Origin of the sequence: Xanthovirga aplysinae (assembly GCF_009711365.1) — a bacterium.
Lineage (GTDB): Bacteria > Bacteroidota > Bacteroidia > Cytophagales > Cyclobacteriaceae > Xanthovirga > Xanthovirga aplysinae.
In genome coordinates, this window is the sequence record NZ_SMMB01001249.1 from 1 (window position 1) to 14,557 (window position 14,557).

29 protein-coding genes are annotated in these 14,557 nt (G+C 39.8%); all 29 read right to left on the reverse strand.

The window, feature by feature from the left end; all coding sequences use genetic code 11:
- Positions 1-269: 269 nt before the first annotated feature.
- The gene (rplQ, locus tag E1171_RS19085) at positions 270-779 is read right to left on the reverse strand and encodes a 50S ribosomal protein L17 (RefSeq protein ID WP_155207655.1); all 510 of its coding nucleotides are present in this window, start codon (positions 777-779) and stop codon (positions 270-272) included.
- Positions 780-784: 5 nt separating this feature from the next.
- Complete coding sequence (locus tag E1171_RS19090; RefSeq protein WP_155207656.1) at positions 785-1,774, reverse strand: DNA-directed RNA polymerase subunit alpha; 990 nt, start codon at positions 1,772-1,774, stop codon at positions 785-787.
- 33 nt (positions 1,775-1,807) lie between these two features.
- Positions 1,808-2,413 (reverse strand): 30S ribosomal protein S4, encoded by a 606-nt coding sequence (rpsD, locus tag E1171_RS19095; protein WP_155207657.1) that lies wholly within the window; start codon positions 2,411-2,413, stop codon positions 1,808-1,810.
- Between the two features lie 29 nt (positions 2,414-2,442).
- Complete coding sequence (gene rpsK, locus E1171_RS19100) at positions 2,443-2,835, reverse strand: 30S ribosomal protein S11 (protein WP_155207658.1); 393 nt, start codon at positions 2,833-2,835, stop codon at positions 2,443-2,445.
- Between the two features lie 13 nt (positions 2,836-2,848).
- The gene (gene rpsM / locus E1171_RS19105; RefSeq protein ID WP_155207659.1) at positions 2,849-3,226 is read right to left on the reverse strand and encodes a 30S ribosomal protein S13; all 378 of its coding nucleotides are present in this window, start codon (positions 3,224-3,226) and stop codon (positions 2,849-2,851) included.
- Positions 3,227-3,228: 2 nt separating this feature from the next.
- Complete coding sequence (gene ykgO, locus E1171_RS19110) at positions 3,229-3,345, reverse strand: type B 50S ribosomal protein L36 (protein ID WP_155207660.1); 117 nt, start codon at positions 3,343-3,345, stop codon at positions 3,229-3,231.
- 6 nt (positions 3,346-3,351) lie between these two features.
- Positions 3,352-3,570, reverse strand: coding sequence for a translation initiation factor IF-1 (gene infA / locus E1171_RS19115; protein ID WP_155207661.1), 219 nt, complete (start codon positions 3,568-3,570; stop codon positions 3,352-3,354).
- A gap of 1 nt (position 3,571) precedes the next feature.
- Positions 3,572-4,345, reverse strand: coding sequence for a type I methionyl aminopeptidase (gene map, locus E1171_RS19120; RefSeq protein ID WP_155207662.1), 774 nt, complete (start codon positions 4,343-4,345; stop codon positions 3,572-3,574).
- Between the two features lie 4 nt (positions 4,346-4,349).
- A complete protein-coding gene (secY, locus tag E1171_RS19125) occupies positions 4,350-5,666 on the reverse strand; it encodes a preprotein translocase subunit SecY (RefSeq protein WP_155207663.1) in 1,317 nt (438 codons plus the stop codon).
- Between the two features lie 3 nt (positions 5,667-5,669).
- The gene (gene rplO / locus E1171_RS19130) at positions 5,670-6,116 is read right to left on the reverse strand and encodes a 50S ribosomal protein L15 (RefSeq protein ID WP_155207664.1); all 447 of its coding nucleotides are present in this window, start codon (positions 6,114-6,116) and stop codon (positions 5,670-5,672) included.
- 2 nt (positions 6,117-6,118) lie between these two features.
- A complete protein-coding gene (rpmD, locus tag E1171_RS19135; protein ID WP_155207665.1) occupies positions 6,119-6,298 on the reverse strand; it encodes a 50S ribosomal protein L30 in 180 nt (59 codons plus the stop codon).
- A 5-nt stretch (positions 6,299-6,303) separates the two neighbouring features.
- Entirely contained in the window at positions 6,304-6,822 is a 519-nt protein-coding gene (rpsE, locus tag E1171_RS19140) for a 30S ribosomal protein S5 (protein ID WP_155207666.1), read from the reverse strand.
- A 9-nt stretch (positions 6,823-6,831) separates the two neighbouring features.
- Positions 6,832-7,188, reverse strand: a complete 357-nt coding sequence (gene rplR / locus E1171_RS19145; protein ID WP_155207667.1) for a 50S ribosomal protein L18 — start codon at positions 7,186-7,188, stop codon at positions 6,832-6,834.
- A gap of 8 nt (positions 7,189-7,196) precedes the next feature.
- A complete protein-coding gene (gene rplF / locus E1171_RS19150) occupies positions 7,197-7,751 on the reverse strand; it encodes a 50S ribosomal protein L6 (protein ID WP_155207668.1) in 555 nt (184 codons plus the stop codon).
- Between the two features lie 15 nt (positions 7,752-7,766).
- The gene (gene rpsH / locus E1171_RS19155) at positions 7,767-8,165 is read right to left on the reverse strand and encodes a 30S ribosomal protein S8 (RefSeq protein ID WP_155207669.1); all 399 of its coding nucleotides are present in this window, start codon (positions 8,163-8,165) and stop codon (positions 7,767-7,769) included.
- Positions 8,166-8,257: 92 nt separating this feature from the next.
- Positions 8,258-8,527 carry a 30S ribosomal protein S14 gene (gene rpsN / locus E1171_RS19160; RefSeq protein WP_155207670.1) on the reverse strand — a complete coding sequence of 90 codons (270 nt, stop codon included), beginning with the start codon at positions 8,525-8,527 and terminating at the stop codon, positions 8,258-8,260.
- A 5-nt stretch (positions 8,528-8,532) separates the two neighbouring features.
- Positions 8,533-9,087: a 50S ribosomal protein L5 gene (gene rplE / locus E1171_RS19165; RefSeq protein WP_155207671.1), complete on the reverse strand. Its 555-nt coding sequence runs from the start codon at positions 9,085-9,087 to the stop codon at positions 8,533-8,535.
- Positions 9,087-9,428, reverse strand: coding sequence for a 50S ribosomal protein L24 (gene rplX, locus E1171_RS19170; RefSeq protein ID WP_155207672.1), 342 nt, complete (start codon positions 9,426-9,428; stop codon positions 9,087-9,089). The genes rplE and rplX overlap by 1 nt, the downstream gene beginning before the upstream one ends.
- A gap of 2 nt (positions 9,429-9,430) precedes the next feature.
- Entirely contained in the window at positions 9,431-9,799 is a 369-nt protein-coding gene (gene rplN, locus E1171_RS19175; protein WP_155207673.1) for a 50S ribosomal protein L14, read from the reverse strand.
- A 2-nt stretch (positions 9,800-9,801) separates the two neighbouring features.
- Positions 9,802-10,056 (reverse strand): 30S ribosomal protein S17, encoded by a 255-nt coding sequence (rpsQ, locus tag E1171_RS19180; RefSeq protein ID WP_155207674.1) that lies wholly within the window; start codon positions 10,054-10,056, stop codon positions 9,802-9,804.
- 8 nt (positions 10,057-10,064) lie between these two features.
- Entirely contained in the window at positions 10,065-10,259 is a 195-nt protein-coding gene (rpmC, locus tag E1171_RS19185; RefSeq protein ID WP_155207675.1) for a 50S ribosomal protein L29, read from the reverse strand.
- A gap of 8 nt (positions 10,260-10,267) precedes the next feature.
- Positions 10,268-10,687: a 50S ribosomal protein L16 gene (rplP, locus tag E1171_RS19190; protein WP_155207676.1), complete on the reverse strand. Its 420-nt coding sequence runs from the start codon at positions 10,685-10,687 to the stop codon at positions 10,268-10,270.
- Positions 10,688-10,729: 42 nt separating this feature from the next.
- Positions 10,730-11,452 carry a 30S ribosomal protein S3 gene (gene rpsC, locus E1171_RS19195; RefSeq protein ID WP_155207677.1) on the reverse strand — a complete coding sequence of 241 codons (723 nt, stop codon included), beginning with the start codon at positions 11,450-11,452 and terminating at the stop codon, positions 10,730-10,732.
- A 3-nt stretch (positions 11,453-11,455) separates the two neighbouring features.
- A complete protein-coding gene (gene rplV / locus E1171_RS19200; RefSeq protein WP_155207678.1) occupies positions 11,456-11,854 on the reverse strand; it encodes a 50S ribosomal protein L22 in 399 nt (132 codons plus the stop codon).
- 7 nt (positions 11,855-11,861) lie between these two features.
- A complete protein-coding gene (gene rpsS, locus E1171_RS19205) occupies positions 11,862-12,140 on the reverse strand; it encodes a 30S ribosomal protein S19 (protein ID WP_155207679.1) in 279 nt (92 codons plus the stop codon).
- The gene (gene rplB, locus E1171_RS19210) at positions 12,140-12,964 is read right to left on the reverse strand and encodes a 50S ribosomal protein L2 (protein ID WP_155207680.1); all 825 of its coding nucleotides are present in this window, start codon (positions 12,962-12,964) and stop codon (positions 12,140-12,142) included. The genes rpsS and rplB overlap by 1 nt, the downstream gene beginning before the upstream one ends.
- Positions 12,965-12,977: 13 nt before the next feature.
- Positions 12,978-13,265, reverse strand: coding sequence for a 50S ribosomal protein L23 (rplW, locus tag E1171_RS19215; RefSeq protein WP_155207681.1), 288 nt, complete (start codon positions 13,263-13,265; stop codon positions 12,978-12,980).
- Between the two features lie 5 nt (positions 13,266-13,270).
- Positions 13,271-13,897, reverse strand: a complete 627-nt coding sequence (gene rplD / locus E1171_RS19220) for a 50S ribosomal protein L4 (RefSeq protein WP_155207683.1) — start codon at positions 13,895-13,897, stop codon at positions 13,271-13,273.
- Between the two features lie 4 nt (positions 13,898-13,901).
- Positions 13,902-14,522, reverse strand: coding sequence for a 50S ribosomal protein L3 (gene rplC / locus E1171_RS19225; protein ID WP_155207682.1), 621 nt, complete (start codon positions 14,520-14,522; stop codon positions 13,902-13,904).
- Positions 14,523-14,557 lie beyond the last annotated feature (35 nt).

Below are 14,557 nucleotides of genomic sequence, written 5' to 3' on the forward strand. Positions count from 1 at the left end.
TTTATAATGGACCAAAAACCAGAATAGCCCATTGAAATCATTCCCTATTTCCATTTTTTCAGAAAACTTGATAAAGTTTCAATGAAATCTAAACTAGCTGATTAGAATCAAAAATCTGGAAAGGTTGAATAATTCTTGAAGCATGAACACTTCAAAAATCCCCCTTTCTTAATCACTAAAACGTTTTCTATTTTCATTTAACCATAAAAAAGGGATTAAACTCTAAAAGTCTAATCCCTTTTTGCTCTGTACTTGTATGGTCTATACAATTATTTTTCAGCTGATTCATCAGTACTTTTTGAAGCAACGTTCTCTTCAGTTTTAACTTCAGCAGCTGGTGTTTCTTCCTTAGCAGCTGGCTTTCTTCTACGACCTCTACGTGTTACAGCCTTAGCAGGTGCAGCTTCCTGAAGAAGGACTTCATTAAAGTCAACTAATTCGATGATACATACATCAGCATTATCCCCTAGCCTTGTACCAGTTTTAATGATTCTGGTATAACCTCCAGGTCTAGAACCTACTTTATCAGCAACTTCAGCAAATAAAGTTTTAACAGATTCCTTATCATTCAGATATGAAAACACAACCCTTCTAGAGTGCGTTGTATCATTTTTAGCTTTTGTAATAAGAGGCTCTACAAACTTTCTTAACTCCTTGGCTTTGGCGACAGTAGTAGTGATTCTCTTATTCTCAATCAGAGAAGATGCCATATTTGACAACATCGCTTTCCGATGTGGGGCAGTTCTTCCCAAATGATTAAATTTCTTCCCGTGTCTCATTTTAATTAATCTTCATCAAGTTTATACCTGGATAAATCCATGCCAAAAGTGAGGTTCTTTTCGGCCACTAATTGTTCCAACTCTGCCAAAGACTTTTTACCAAAGTTTCTAAACTTCATCATATCAGAAATCTCAAGACTAACGAGATCTCCAAGCGTCTTAACATCGGCAGCTTTCAAACAGTTATAAGCTCTGACAGAAAGATCAAGATCATTTAAAGAAGTTTTCAACAACTTCCTCATATGAAGCATTTCTTCATCTACAGCCTCAGGTTCTCCCGGTTCTGCAGTTTCCAAAATCATCGTCTGATCAGAGAACAACATGAAATGTTGAATCAATATATTAGAGGCCCCTTTTAATGCCACTTCAGGATGAATAGATCCATCAGTCTCAATATCAAGAATGAGCTTTTCATAATCCGTCTTTTGCTCCACCCGTGTATTTTCCACACTGAATTTCACATTTTTTATTGGAGTAAAAATAGCATCAATCGGAATGAAGCCTAAAACTTGTTCTGAAGGCTTATTCTCTTCGGAAGGAAGATAACCTCTACCTTTCTCAATGACAAGTTCTAGTTCAAATTCAGCAGATTCGTCTAAATTGCAAATCACTAAATCCGGATTCAGCACTTCAAAAGAAGAGGTTGCTTGACCAATGTCGCCAGCCGTAAGGACTTTTTGATTCTTAATAGAAACACTAAGTTTATTATCAACAACCTCAGCAACCTTTTTAAATCTCACCATTTTTAAATTGAGGATAATTTCAGCTACATCCTCTACAACACCATCAATTGAAGCGAACTCGTGCAATACCCCAGGAATTCTCATTCCCGTAATTGCATACCCTTCAAGTGAGGAAAGTAAGATTCTTCTTAGTGCATTACCAATGGTAACCCCGTATCCTTTTTCAAGTGGTTTAAAGGTAAAAAGACCATGAAAATCATCCGCCTTCTCCATCACCACCTTTTCGGGCATTTGAAATGCTAAAATAGACATATTAAAGTTTGTTTATTTGAAGAATGATTATGACTACTTAGAGTAAAGTTCAACGATGAGTTGCTCCTGAATGTTCTCCGGAATCTCTTCTCTTTGCGGTGCACTTACAAACTTACCGGCTAACTCACTGCTGTCCCACTCTAACCAAGAATATCGTTGAGCTCCTCTTGAAGCCACACTATTCGTGATTGCCTCCAAAGATTTAGATTTTTCTCTTACACTAACGATATCTCCTGGCTTCAATGAATATGAAGGGATATTAACAATAGAACCGTTTACCAAAACGTGTTTATGACTTACTAACTGTCGAGCGGCTCTTCGCGTAGGTGCGATTCCCAAACGGAATACGGTGTTATCCAATCTTGCTTCTAGCAATTGTAAAAGTATCTCACCCGTAATTCCAGTCTTTCGAGAGGCTTTGTCGAACAAATTGGAGAATTGTCTTTCCAAAACACCATAAGTGTATTTAGCTTTTTGCTTCTCCATTAACTGTATAGCATATTCAGACTGCTTTCTTCGTCTTCCTCTACCATGCTGGCCAGGAGGATAGCTCTTTTTCTGAAGTGCTTTGCTAGGACCAAAAATTGGTTCATTGAAACGTCTTGCTATTTTAGTCTTTGGACCTGTATATCTAGCCATTCCTTTACTTTCAATTTAAGTATTACAAATTAAACTCTTCTACGCTTTGCAGGCCTACATCCATTGTGAGGAAGCGGAGTCACATCACGAATAGCGCTTACCTCAATACCCGTATTTTGGATAGTACGAATAGCAGATTCACGACCAGCACCAGGACCTTTTACAAACACTTCAACTTTACGAAGTCCCAGATCGTGTGCCTTCTTTGCACAATCAGCCGCAGCCATTTGGGCAGCGTATGGAGTGTTTTTCTTAGAACCCTTAAATCCCATTTTTCCCGCAGAAGCCCAAGAGATCACCTGCCCGGAATTATTGGTCATCGAAATAATAATGTTATTGAAAGAGGCTTTGATGTGAGCCTGACCAACGGCTTCTACTGCTACAACTCTTTTCTTAGCTTTATCTTTTCTTTTCTGAGCCATGTTACATCAATCGCTATCTAGTAGCTTTTTTCTTGTTCGCAACTGTTTTACGCTTGCCTTTTCGAGTCCGGGCATTATTTTTTGTATGCTGACCTCTAACAGGGAGACCTCTACGGTGTCTCAAACCACGGTAACAACCGATATCCAAAAGTCTCTTGATATTCATTTGGACTTCAGATTTCAGTACACCTTCCGTTTTAAACTCTTCATTAATGATTGAGCGTATAGCGTTAGACTCCTCATCAGTCCACTCGCCAACCTTCTTATCCCAATCAATGCCAGCTTTTGTCAAAATTGACTGCGCTGAACTACGACCTATTCCGAAAATATAGGTTAAACCTATTTCACCTCTTTTATTATCCGGAATATCAACACCTGAAATTCTAGCCATAATTAACCTTGTCTTTGTTTGAATCTAGGGTTCTTTTTGTTAATAACGTATACTTTACCTTTTCTACGGATTATTTTGCACTCACTACTGCGCTTTTTTACCGATGCTTTAACTTTCATGACAGTTTATTTATATCTGTATACTATTCGTCCTTTCGTGAGATCATAAGGAGACATTTCCAACTTAACACGATCACCGGGTAGAATCTTAATATAGTGCATTCTCATTTTCCCAGAAATATGAGCAATCACCTGATGACCGTTTTCTAATTCAACACGGAACATCGCATTTGACAATGCTTCCACAATTGTTCCATCTTGTTCTATAGATGCCTGTTTTGCCATATTAAAATTTAAAAACCTCTTCGATGTATTTATGAGTGGTTAGAATTTGGGTTTGTCCCTCTAACACTGCAATGGTATGCTCAAAATGAGCAGAGGGTTTCCTATCGGCAGTCCGAATAGTCCAACCATCAGATTCCTGAACCACATTCCGCACACCAAGATTCACCATTGGTTCAATAGCAATCACCAATCCATCTTGTAACTTAGGGCCTCTTCCTCTTTTCCCAAAATTGGGAACTTCAGGGCTCTCGTGAAGGTCTCTACCTAATCCATGGCCGACCAATTCTCGAACAACGGAATATCCATAACCCTCAACATAAGATTGAATTGAAAACCCAATATCTCCAATCCGGCTACCACATTTGGCGGCTTCAATTCCCTTATAAAGGGATTCTTTGGTCACCTTTAACAACTGCAGCACCTCATCCGAAACCTCTCCCACAGGATAAGTGTAAGCACTATCGCTATGAAATCCATTTAAGAGTACACCACAATCAATGGAAATAATATCACCATCTTGCAGTTCCTTATCTCCTGGTATACCATGCACCACATTTTCGTTTACAGATATACACAGGGTGGCTGGAAAACCATTATACCCTTTAAAGGAAGGCACACCACCATGATCTTGGATGAACTCGTATGCAATATTATCCAGATGATTAGTAGTTACTCCTGGCTGAATTTCTTTAGCTACTTCAGCATGAGCCCTACCTAACACCTCTGCACTTTGCCTTATCAGCTCAATTTCCGCTGGAGTCTTATAAAAGATCATAAACTTAGGCTACTGGCGCACCAGTGGTTCTTCCTCTTACCTTCCCTGACTTCATCATTCCTTCATAATGTCGCATCAGCAAAAAGCTTTCTACCTGCTGCAACGTATCCAGAATAACTCCTACCATAATCAATAAAGAAGTACCTCCATAGAAATGAGCAAATTCTCTACTTACCCCAGCGATACTAGCGAGGGCAGGCAATATCGCCACAATCGCTAAAAAGAAGGAGCCTGGAAGTGTAATACGGCTTAACACATTGTCAATATACTCAGAGGTCTGACTCCCAGGTTTAATTCCAGGAATAAAACCACCACTACGTTTTAAATCGTCCGCAATCTGATTAGGGTTTACTGTAATTGCTGTATAGAAAAACGTAAACACAATAATTAAGATCGCAAAGGACACATTATATTGCCACGTAGTAAAATCGGCAAATGCCCTACTTATGGATGAGGCAACATCACTATTTTCACTCCAAATCCCTGCAATAATCGCAGGTAAAAACATCAAAGATTGGGCAAATATAATGGGCATCACGCCTGAAGCATTAACCTTTAGTGGAATGTATTGTCTTTGTCCACCATATACCTTGTTCCCAACTACCTGTTTAGCGTATTGAACTGGAATCCTCCGAACGGCTACAGTCAACATCACAACGCCCATAATAACGGCGAATAGAACAAGAAACTCGATGATCAATAACAAAGCTCCGCTCATCCCTTTTGAAAGGCTTTCACCAATCAAAGAAGCCGGGAGTCTTGAGATGATACCTACCATGATCAGCATGGAAATGCCATTACCGATGCCCTTTTCAGTAATTCTTTCCCCAATCCACATACAAAATACGGTACCGGCGGTAAGAATGATCACTGAAGAAATAGTAAACATCGTTCTACTAATCAAAACAGCTTCTCCAGGAATTGTTGCCGTCAAATAACCCATTGCCTGGGCTATGGTGATGGCAATAGTCAGCACACGAGTGTACTGATTAATTTTATTCCTTCCTGATTCACCTTCCTTCTGCAGTTTTTGAAAATAAGGAACCGCCACTGTCAACAATTGAAGAACAATGGAGGCCGAAATATACGGCATGATTCCCAAACCGAAGATAGAAGCATTACTAAAGGCACCACCAAGAAAGGTATCCATCAAACCTAAAATACCTTCTGCTTTTCCCGATAATTTGGAGGGATCTACACCAGGTAAAACAACAAAAGAGCCTAATCGAAAGATCAATAAGAGCCCCAATGTCGTTAAAATTCGGAACCGAAGTTCCTCAATTGAAAAAATATTCTTGATAGTAGTGATAAACTTCTTCATAAATTAGAGTTTGGTAGTTTTTCCACCTAATTTTTCGATAGCAGCAACTGCTGATGCTGAAAATGCATGTGCAGCAACCTCTACCTTAGATTTCAATTCCCCTCGACCTAATATCTTCACAACATCGTTTTTACCCACAATACCGTTCTCAACCATCAATGCAAAATCTATAGTTGCGGCATTAGTTTTTTCTACCAATTGTTGTAGGGTATCCAGGTTCACTGGTTTGGTTTCGATTCGATTTGGACTTTTAAACCCAAACTTAGGAATACGACGCTGAATTGGCATCTGCCCTCCCTCAAAACCTTTTTTAGTTTTGTAACCAGATCGGGACTTAGCACCTTTATGCCCTCTTGTTGAGGTTCCTCCTCTACCGGAACCCTGTCCACGACCAATTCGCTTTCTATTTTTAACGGCACCTTCAGCCGGCCTTAATGAGCTTAAATCCATAATTATAATTCAGTTACAGCCACCAAATGATTAACTTTGTTCACCATTCCGGCAATTTGAGGCGTTAACTCAACTTCTACACTTCTGTTGATTTTACCTAAACCTAGCGCCTGAATTGTATCTTTCTGCTTTTGAGGTCTTCTGATGACACTTCTGACCTGCGTAATTTTTACTTTAGCCATTGCGATTAACCGTTAAAAACCTTAGACATTGATACACCTCTGTGCTGAGCAACAACAAATGCATCTCTCATACCCGTTAAAGCATCGAAAGTAGCCTTCACCACATTGTGAGGGTTAGAGGAACCTTTGGATTTTGCCAATACGTTATGTACCCCAGCACTCTCTAACACAGCACGCATCGCACCACCGGCAATAACTCCTGTACCAGGAGCAGCAGGTTTCAACAACACTAAACCACCACTATACTTTCCAATGGCTTCATGCGGAACAGTACCGTTCAGTACAGGAACCTTTACAAGATTCTTTTTAGCATCGTCCACACCTTTAGTAATTGCATCTGTTACTTCATTGGCTTTTCCAAGACCATAACCCACTACACCGTTACCATCACCAACTACTACAATGGCAGAAAAGCTAAATCTACGACCTCCTTTTACTACTTTGGCTACTCTTTTGATAGCAACAACCTTTTCTTTCAGGTCAATCTCGCTAGCTCTTACTGATTTAATATTTTTCTGAGACATAATATTAAATTAAAATTTAAGGCCTCCTTCCCTGGCACCTTCTGCCAGAGCTTTTACTTTACCATGATACTGATAACCACTTCGATCAAAAACAACATCTTCTAAACCGTTCGTTTTTGCTCTTTCCGCTAATTTCAGACCAACATTCTTAGAGACCTCCAGATTAGCGTTATTCTTTACACCCAATTCGTATGAATTAGCACTAGCCAGGGTATGACCATTTTCGTCGTCTATCAGCTGTGCGTAAATCCCTTTATTGCTTTTAAATACGGAAAGTCTGGGCTTCACCGATGTACCAGAAACATTTCTTCTGATACCTCTTCTAATCCTTAATCTTCTATTACTTTTATCTTTCGTTGTAGCCATCTTTTCAATTATTTAGCAGCGGTTTTACCAGCCTTACGCCTAATTTGTTCACCAACAAAACGAATACCTTTTCCTTTATAAGGCTCCACCTTACGCAAGGATTTAATCTTGGCAGCCACCTGCCCGATCAACTGCTTATCTACACCTTCCAGGATCACAATTGGGTTTTTCCCTTTTGCTGATTCTGCTTTAACAGAAACTTCAGCAGGAATTGCCACAAATATATTATGCGAATATCCTAGGTTAAGTTCGAGTACATTACCCTGAGCAGTGGCCCTGTATCCTACCCCAACTAACTCTAGTTCTTTCTTATAACCTTCGGTAACACCAACAACCATGTTATTTACCAAAGCACGTGATAAACCATGAAGGGCTTTATGTCTTTTTTGTTCGGTAGGTCGTTGAAACACAACTTCACCTTCCGTAACCTCCATCTTAATATCAGGATCTACCTCCTGCGACAACTCTCCTTTAGGTCCCTTAACTGTCACCTTATTATTGGCAGACACGTCAATAGAAACACCCGAAGGAATAATTATGGGTTTTTTACCTATTCTTGACATCTTATAAAACCAGCATTAATATACGTAACATAATACCTCACCACCTATGTTCAGGCCTCTGGCTTCCTTGTCTGTCATTACACCTTTAGAAGTAGAAAGGACTGCAATGCCAAGACCATTCAATACCCTTGGAAGGCTATCGGCTTTAGTATACTTTCTCAAACCAGGAGAACTCACTCTATCAAGCTTTTGAATCGCAGGAGTTTTAGTCTCCGGATGAAATTTTAAAGCAATTTTGATAATTCCCTGGGTATTTACGCCATCTTCGAACTTGTAGCTCTGAATATATCCCTTATCGTGCAACACTTTAGTGATCTCCTTTTTTAAATTAGAAGCAGGGATCTCCACAATACGATGCTTCGCTTTGATCGCATTTCTCAAACGGGTCAAATAATCAGCTATTGGATCTGTCATCTTAATTCTTGTCTAATAATAAATTTGCACAAGCCGAAAGGCCTGCAAAGCTACTGAACTTTTCTAACAAAAAAAATCTATGAGCCGAATTTTTACCAGCTAGCCTTAGTAACCCCAGGGATTTTTCCGGCAGATGCCATTTCCCTGAAAGTAACCCTCGAAATACCGAACTTTCTCATGTATCCTTTAGGTCTTCCCGTCAATTTACAACGGTTATGCAACCTTACAGGAGATGCGTTTCTAGGGAGCTTGTCCAAAGCCTCATAATCGCCTTCGGCCTTCAATTGAGCGCGCTTCGCAGCGTATTTTGCTACAAGTCTTTCTCGTTTTCTTTCTCTTGCTTTTACTGCTTCTCTTGCCATGATAATTATTTGTTTTTATTAGCAAAAGGCATTCCGAAAGCCTTAAGCAATTCGTAACATTCTTCGTCAGTGTTAGCAGATGTAACGAAAGTAATATCCATACCAGAGATTTTGTTCACCTTGTCGATGCTGATCTCAGGGAAGATAATTTGTTCTTTTACGCCCAACGTATAATTACCTCTACCATCGAATCCTTTCTCCTTAATACCTCTAAAGTCCCTTACCCTAGGTAAAGCAACTGTCATCAAACGATCAAGGAATTCGTACATCTTTTCACCCCTTAAGGTTACACGTGCTCCAATTGGCATACCTTCTCTCAACTTAAAGTTCGAGATAGAGTTTTTAGCCTTTGTAGGAACAGCCTTTTGACCTGTGATAGTAGTAAGTTCTTCTACACCTACATCGATTAGCTTTTTATCCGCTACTGCAGCACCAATACCTTTATTGATGCTGATTTTAACGAGTTTAGGAACCTGCATAACCGATTTATAGTTAAACTTCTCTTTCAATGCAGGCGCCACCTCATTAAGGTATGTATCTTTTAATCTAGGATTAGCCATTACTTAATTACCTCCCCGGTTTTTTTAGAGTATCTTTGAAGTTTACCGTTCTCGTCTGCCTTTCTACCTGTTCGGGTAGCTTCTCCACTTGCAGGATCAACAAGCATTAAGTTGCTGATGTGAATTCCAGCTTCTTTTTTCTCGATGCTTCCCTGTGGGTTCGATGCTGAAGGTTTGATATGTTTGGTAATCATATTCAACCCCTCAACAATCGCTCTGCTTTTCGCAGGTAATACTTTGATCACTTTAGCGGTTTTACCTTTTTCGTTACCAGCGATCACCTTTACCGTATCCCCTGTCTTAATGTGAAGTTTAGGCTGCTTATTCTTTTTTCTCTCCATGACTATAATACTTCAGGTGCTAAGGATACGATTTTCATAAATTGCTTTTCACGCAACTCTCTGGCTACGGCACCGAAAATCCGAGTACCTCTCGGCTCGTCATTAGCAGTAAGCAGAACCGCTGCATTATCTTCGAAACGAATGTATGAACCATCCTTTCTTCTGACTTCCTTCTTGGTTCTTACCACCACAGCTTTTGAAACTGTACCCTTTTTTAAGTTACTAGAGGAAAGAGCCGACTTAACGGTTACAACAATTTTATCCCCTACTGATGCATATCTTTTCCCTGTACCACCTAGTACACGGATACAAAGTACCTCTTTCGCACCACTGTTATCTGCAACATTTAATCTGGATTCTTGCTGTATCATGATTATTTTGCTCTTTCAATGATTTCAACTAATCTCCACCGCTTATTTTTACTAAGTGGGCGAGTTTCCATAATTTTTACCGTATCTCCTACACCACAGTCGTTCGCCTCATCATGAGCCATAAACTTTGTGGTTTTTCCCACAAATTTACCGTAGATAGGGTGCTTTACTTTACGTTCCACAGCAACAGTGATTGACTTATCCATTTTGTTGCTTACGACCTTTCCTATTCTTTCTTTTCTGAGATTTCTAGACATGTTCCTGCTTATTTATTAAGTTCTTTAGCCCTTATCTCAGTTTCCAGCCTAGCGACAAGCCTTTTTGAGGTCTTGATCTTCATAGGATTCTCAATGGGAGAAACGGCGTGTGCAAACTTAAGCTTTTGTAAACTTTCTCTTTCAGCTGCTACTCGTTCCCTTAATTCTTCAAGAGACAGCGCTTTGATTTCTGAATTTTCCATATCCTAAATTAAGCCACGTAATCTCTACGTACTACAAACTTGGTTTTAATCGGTAGCTTTTGAGCCGCCAAACGTAAGGCCTCTTGTGCCAATTCGATATTCACACCGGCAGATTCAAAAAGAATTGTACCTGGTTTTACAGTTGCTACCCAGTATTCTGGAGCACCTTTACCTTTACCCATCCTTACTTCAGCAGGCTTTTTAGTCACTGGTTTGTCTGGGAAAATACGAATCCATACCTGACCTTCCCTTTTCATAGCTCTGGTCATGGCAATACGAGCGGCCTCAATCTGTCTTGAAGTAATCCAAGCGGCTTCCAAAGACTTTATACCGAAGGATCCGAATGAAAGGGAATGCCCACGTTGAGCCAGCCCTTTTACTCTGCCCTTCTGTTTTTTCCTGAACTTGGTTCTTTTCGGCTGTAACATTTTCTTCTACTTAAATCAATTAAATGAAATCAGTATTACGGTTTATGATCTTCTTTTTCTTTTCGGCGGCTGGTTTTCACCTCTTTTCCTTCTTCCACCTTGTGAAGGTCCGGCAGAAACAGCAGGTGATAAATCTACTTTTCCAAATACTTCACCTTTGAAAATCCAAACCTTAATTCCGATCTTACCATAAACAGTATCTGCTTCAGAAACAGCGTAGTCAATGTTAGCACGAAGCGTATGCAAAGGAATTCTTCCCTCTTTATACATTTCAGTACGCGCCATTTCAGCACCACCTAATCGTCCCGAAACTTTAATTTTGATACCCTGTGCACCAACTCGCATAGCAGAAGCAATGGCTTGCTTCATAGCTCTTCTGTAAGAAATACGAGCTTTCAATTGTTGTGCAACAGATTCACCAACAAGATGAGCATCCAATTCCGGTCTTTTAATTTCAAAAATATTAATTTGAATATCTTTACCGGTTAACTTCTTAAGCTCTTCTTTGATCTTATCTACTTCAGCACCACCTTTACCGATCACTACTCCTGGACGAGCGGTATGAACCGTCAAAGTGATACGCTTAAGTGTTCTTTCAATAACAATTCTTGAAATCCCTCCTTTAGGAATACGCGCGCTGATATATTTTCTGATCTTTTGATCTTCTACAAGCTTATCAGAAAAAGTTTTTCCTCCGTACCAGCTGGAATCCCAACCTTTTACAATACCGAGTCTTAAACCGATAGGGTTAACTTTCTGTCCCATTCTTTATTTGTTTTCTGATTTGGTACTACTCTCTTTTTCTTCAGCGGTAACTTCTGCAGAAACACTGCTTTCTACAATCAAAGTCACATGATTAGATCTTTTTCTAATTCGGTGCGCTCTTCCTTGAGGAGCAGGTCTGAGTCGCTTCAAAACACGACCACTATCCACAAAAATCTCCTTAACGAACAAGTCGGCGTCCTCAATACTTAAGTCCTGGTTTTTCTGCTGCCAGTTAGCAATTGCAGAAACCAACAATTTTTCTAGCCGAGCGGCATTATGCTTGGGTTCGAACTTAAGAATGTTCAATGCTTTGCTCACTTTCTGACCGCGAATCATATCTGCCACAAGGCGCATTTTTCGAGGAGAAGTAGGCACATTTCTTAACCTAGCTACTGCTTCCATAATTTAATTATCTTTTGCCTTTATCTTTTTTAGATATGTGACCTCTAAAGTTTCGGGTAGGAGCAAATTCACCTAATTTGTGACCAACCATGTTTTCTGTAACATAAACCGGAATAAATTTATTACCGTTATGTACCGCAAAAGTATGCCCTACGAAATCCGGAGATATCATTGATCTTCTTGACCAGGTTTTAATCACTGATTTTTTACCTGAATCATTCATGGCCTGAATCTTATTCTCAAGCCTAAAGTCAATATAAGGTCCTTTCTTTAATGAACGTGCCATTATTTTTTCCTTCTACTGATGATTAATTTATTAGAATACTTCTTCGGTGTACGGGTTTTCTGTCCTTTTGCGTACAGGCCGTTTCTGGAGCGTGGATGCCCTCCTGACGACTTACCTTCACCACCACCCATTGGGTGATCAACAGGGTTCATTGCCACACCTCTTACACGTGGTCTTCTTCCTAACCAACGGTTTCTACCAGCCTTACCGAGACTTACGTTCATGTGATCAGAGTTGGAAACCGTTCCCACGGTAGCATAACAAGTGATCAACACCAACCTCATTTCACCGGAAGGAAGCTTAATAGTAGCATACTTTCCTTCTCTTGCCAACAATTGTGCATAAGTACCTGCACTTCTGGCTAAAGCACCTCCTTTACCAGGCCTCAATTCGATGTTGTGAATAATGGTACCTAAAGGAATCTCTCCTAATGGTAATGCATTACCTACTTCAGGGGCCACACCAGGACCAGAAACAATAGTTTGTCCTACTTCAATTCCTTCTGGAGCAACGATATAAGCCTTTTCACCATCTGCATAGTATACTAAAGCAATCCTTGCTGAACGCATTGGATCATATTCAATCGCCTTTACAGTTGCGGGAACACCATGCTTTCCTCTTTGGAAATCGATGATACGCAATTTTCTTTTATGACCACCACCTAAGTAGCGCATGGTCATCCTACCATCGCTATTACGACCACCTGATCGCTTAACCGATTTTACTAAGGACTTTTCAGGCGTACTTTTTGTAATCTCCGTGAATCCAGGCGCGACTCTAAATCTCTGTCCAGGAGTAATTGGTCTTAACTTTTTTACTGCCATCTTTAATACCTAATTATATACCGCTGTAGAAATCAATGACATCTCCTTCGGCCACAGTAACAATAGCTTTCTTAAATGAAGGAGTTCTGCCTGAGATAATTTTTGATTTTGTATACCGGGATTTCACTTTACCCAGATACTTCATTGTGTTGACGCTTTCTACGGTTACGCCGTAAATTTTCTCAACTTCCTTTTTGATCTCAACCTTATTGGCATTGACATCTACAATAAAACCGTATTTACCAGCCTCATTGAGTTCGGAAACTTTCTCTGTAACTAATGGCTTTTTTAAAACGCTCATCTTCCTTAGATCAATAAGTTTTCAATTTTCTCTAATGAGCTTTCGCTCAACAACAGTTGATCTGCATGTAAAAGATCGTATGTACTTAACTGATCAACTGTAACAACACTCGCCTTTGGCAAATTTCTACTTGACAAGTATACGCCTTTATTCTGCTCAGAAAGTATCAATAGTGTTTTTTTACCATCAAATGAAAGCGCAGCCAACATTTTCAAATATTCCTTAGTACTTGGATTGTCAAAAGAAAAATCCTCCAACACAGCCAATTTATTTTCTTTCGCTTTATAAGTTAAAGCAGATTTTCTAGCCAAGGCTTTAAGCTTTCTATTCAATTTGAAACCGTAATTTCTTGGTCTCGGACCGAAAACTCTACCTCCACCTCTAAAAACAGGTGATTTAATACTACCTGCTCTTGCGGTACCTGTACCTTTTTGCTTCTTCAGCTTCTTGGTTGAACCAGAGATTTCAGCTCTTTCCTTTGCCTTATGGGTACCTTGTCTCTGATTTGCTAAAAATTGCTTTACATCCAGATAGACAGCATGGTCATTGGGTTCAATGCCATATATTGACTCAGACAGATTCGCTTTCCTGCCTGTGTCCTCCCCGTTATATTTTAATACCGAAACTTCCATCATTTTACTTCTCTAGAATTACCACTGAGTTTTTAGCTCCAGGAATAGAACCACTTACCAGGATCAGATTCTTCTCAGGAATCACCTTCAATACTTCCAGGTTTAACACCTTAACTCTATCATTACCGGTTCTACCTGCCATACGCGTACCTTTAAATACACGAGAAGGATAGGAGGAAGCTCCTATTGAACCAGGCGCACGCAATCTATTGTGCTGACCGTGTGTAGCATCACCTACACCACTAAAACCATGTCGCTTAACTACCCCTTGAAAACCTTTACCTTTAGAGGTACCGACTACATCTACAAAATCGCCTTCAGCAAAAACCTCTGTTAAGGATACCTCCTGTCCCAAAGACAGTTCCTTTTCAAATTCGCCGAACTCAACCAATACCTTTTTCGGTGTAGTATTGGCCTTAGCAAAATGTCCTTTCAGTGCTTTAGAAGTTTTCTTTTCCTTCTTCTCACCGAATCCTAACTGTACAGCAGCATATCCGTCTGTCTCCACAGTTTTAACTTGCGTTACAACGCAAGGACCAGCTTCTATCAATGTGCATGCAACATTACGTCCATCGGCACTGTAGACACTAGTCATTCCGATTTTTCTCCCTATTATACCAGACATTTATATATTATTAATATATAGTTATTTAACTATTT

Bases quoted from the DNA above. Each gene is read 5' to 3' on its own strand.
- rplQ (WP_155207655.1), bottom strand. From the start codon at position 779: ATGAGACACGGGAAGAAATTTAATCATTTGGGAAGAACTGCCCCACAT.
- E1171_RS19090 (WP_155207656.1), bottom strand. From the start codon at position 1,774: ATGTCTATTTTAGCATTTCAAATGCCCGAAAAGGTGGTGATGGAGAAG.
- rpsD (WP_155207657.1), bottom strand. From the start codon at position 2,413: ATGGCTAGATATACAGGTCCAAAGACTAAAATAGCAAGACGTTTCAAT.
- rpsK (WP_155207658.1), bottom strand. From the start codon at position 2,835: ATGGCTCAGAAAAGAAAAGATAAAGCTAAGAAAAGAGTTGTAGCAGTA.
- rpsM (WP_155207659.1), bottom strand. From the start codon at position 3,226: ATGGCTAGAATTTCAGGTGTTGATATTCCGGATAATAAAAGAGGTGAA.
- ykgO (WP_155207660.1), bottom strand. From the start codon at position 3,345: ATGAAAGTTAAAGCATCGGTAAAAAAGCGCAGTAGTGAGTGCAAAATA.
- infA (WP_155207661.1), bottom strand. From the start codon at position 3,570: ATGGCAAAACAGGCATCTATAGAACAAGATGGAACAATTGTGGAAGCA.
- map (WP_155207662.1), bottom strand. From the start codon at position 4,345: ATGATCTTTTATAAGACTCCAGCGGAAATTGAGCTGATAAGGCAAAGT.
- secY (WP_155207663.1), bottom strand. From the start codon at position 5,666: ATGAAGAAGTTTATCACTACTATCAAGAATATTTTTTCAATTGAGGAA.
- rplO (WP_155207664.1), bottom strand. From the start codon at position 6,116: ATGGATTTAAGCTCATTAAGGCCGGCTGAAGGTGCCGTTAAAAATAGA.
- rpmD (WP_155207665.1), bottom strand. From the start codon at position 6,298: ATGGCTAAAGTAAAAATTACGCAGGTCAGAAGTGTCATCAGAAGACCT.
- rpsE (WP_155207666.1), bottom strand. From the start codon at position 6,822: ATGTCTCAGAAAAATATTAAATCAGTAAGAGCTAGCGAGATTGACCTG.
- rplR (WP_155207667.1), bottom strand. From the start codon at position 7,188: ATGGCTACAACGAAAGATAAAAGTAATAGAAGATTAAGGATTAGAAGA.
- rplF (WP_155207668.1), bottom strand. From the start codon at position 7,751: ATGTCAAGAATAGGTAAAAAACCCATAATTATTCCTTCGGGTGTTTCT.
- rpsH (WP_155207669.1), bottom strand. From the start codon at position 8,165: ATGACAGATCCAATAGCTGATTATTTGACCCGTTTGAGAAATGCGATC.
- rpsN (WP_155207670.1), bottom strand. From the start codon at position 8,527: ATGGCAAGAGAAGCAGTAAAAGCAAGAGAAAGAAAACGAGAAAGACTT.
- rplE (WP_155207671.1), bottom strand. From the start codon at position 9,087: ATGGCTAATCCTAGATTAAAAGATACATACCTTAATGAGGTGGCGCCT.
- rplX (WP_155207672.1), bottom strand. From the start codon at position 9,428: ATGGAGAGAAAAAAGAATAAGCAGCCTAAACTTCACATTAAGACAGGG.
- rplN (WP_155207673.1), bottom strand. From the start codon at position 9,799: ATGATACAGCAAGAATCCAGATTAAATGTTGCAGATAACAGTGGTGCG.
- rpsQ (WP_155207674.1), bottom strand. From the start codon at position 10,056: ATGTCTAGAAATCTCAGAAAAGAAAGAATAGGAAAGGTCGTAAGCAAC.
- rpmC (WP_155207675.1), bottom strand. From the start codon at position 10,259: ATGGAAAATTCAGAAATCAAAGCGCTGTCTCTTGAAGAATTAAGGGAA.
- rplP (WP_155207676.1), bottom strand. From the start codon at position 10,687: ATGTTACAGCCGAAAAGAACCAAGTTCAGGAAAAAACAGAAGGGCAGA.
- rpsC (WP_155207677.1), bottom strand. From the start codon at position 11,452: ATGGGACAGAAAGTTAACCCTATCGGTTTAAGACTCGGTATTGTAAAA.
- rplV (WP_155207678.1), bottom strand. From the start codon at position 11,854: ATGGAAGCAGTAGCTAGGTTAAGAAATGTGCCTACTTCTCCTCGAAAA.
- rpsS (WP_155207679.1), bottom strand. From the start codon at position 12,140: ATGGCACGTTCATTAAAGAAAGGACCTTATATTGACTTTAGGCTTGAG.
- rplB (WP_155207680.1), bottom strand. From the start codon at position 12,964: ATGGCAGTAAAAAAGTTAAGACCAATTACTCCTGGACAGAGATTTAGA.
- rplW (WP_155207681.1), bottom strand. From the start codon at position 13,265: ATGAGCGTTTTAAAAAAGCCATTAGTTACAGAGAAAGTTTCCGAACTC.
- rplD (WP_155207683.1), bottom strand. From the start codon at position 13,897: ATGGAAGTTTCGGTATTAAAATATAACGGGGAGGACACAGGCAGGAAA.
- rplC (WP_155207682.1), bottom strand. From the start codon at position 14,522: ATGTCTGGTATAATAGGGAGAAAAATCGGAATGACTAGTGTCTACAGT.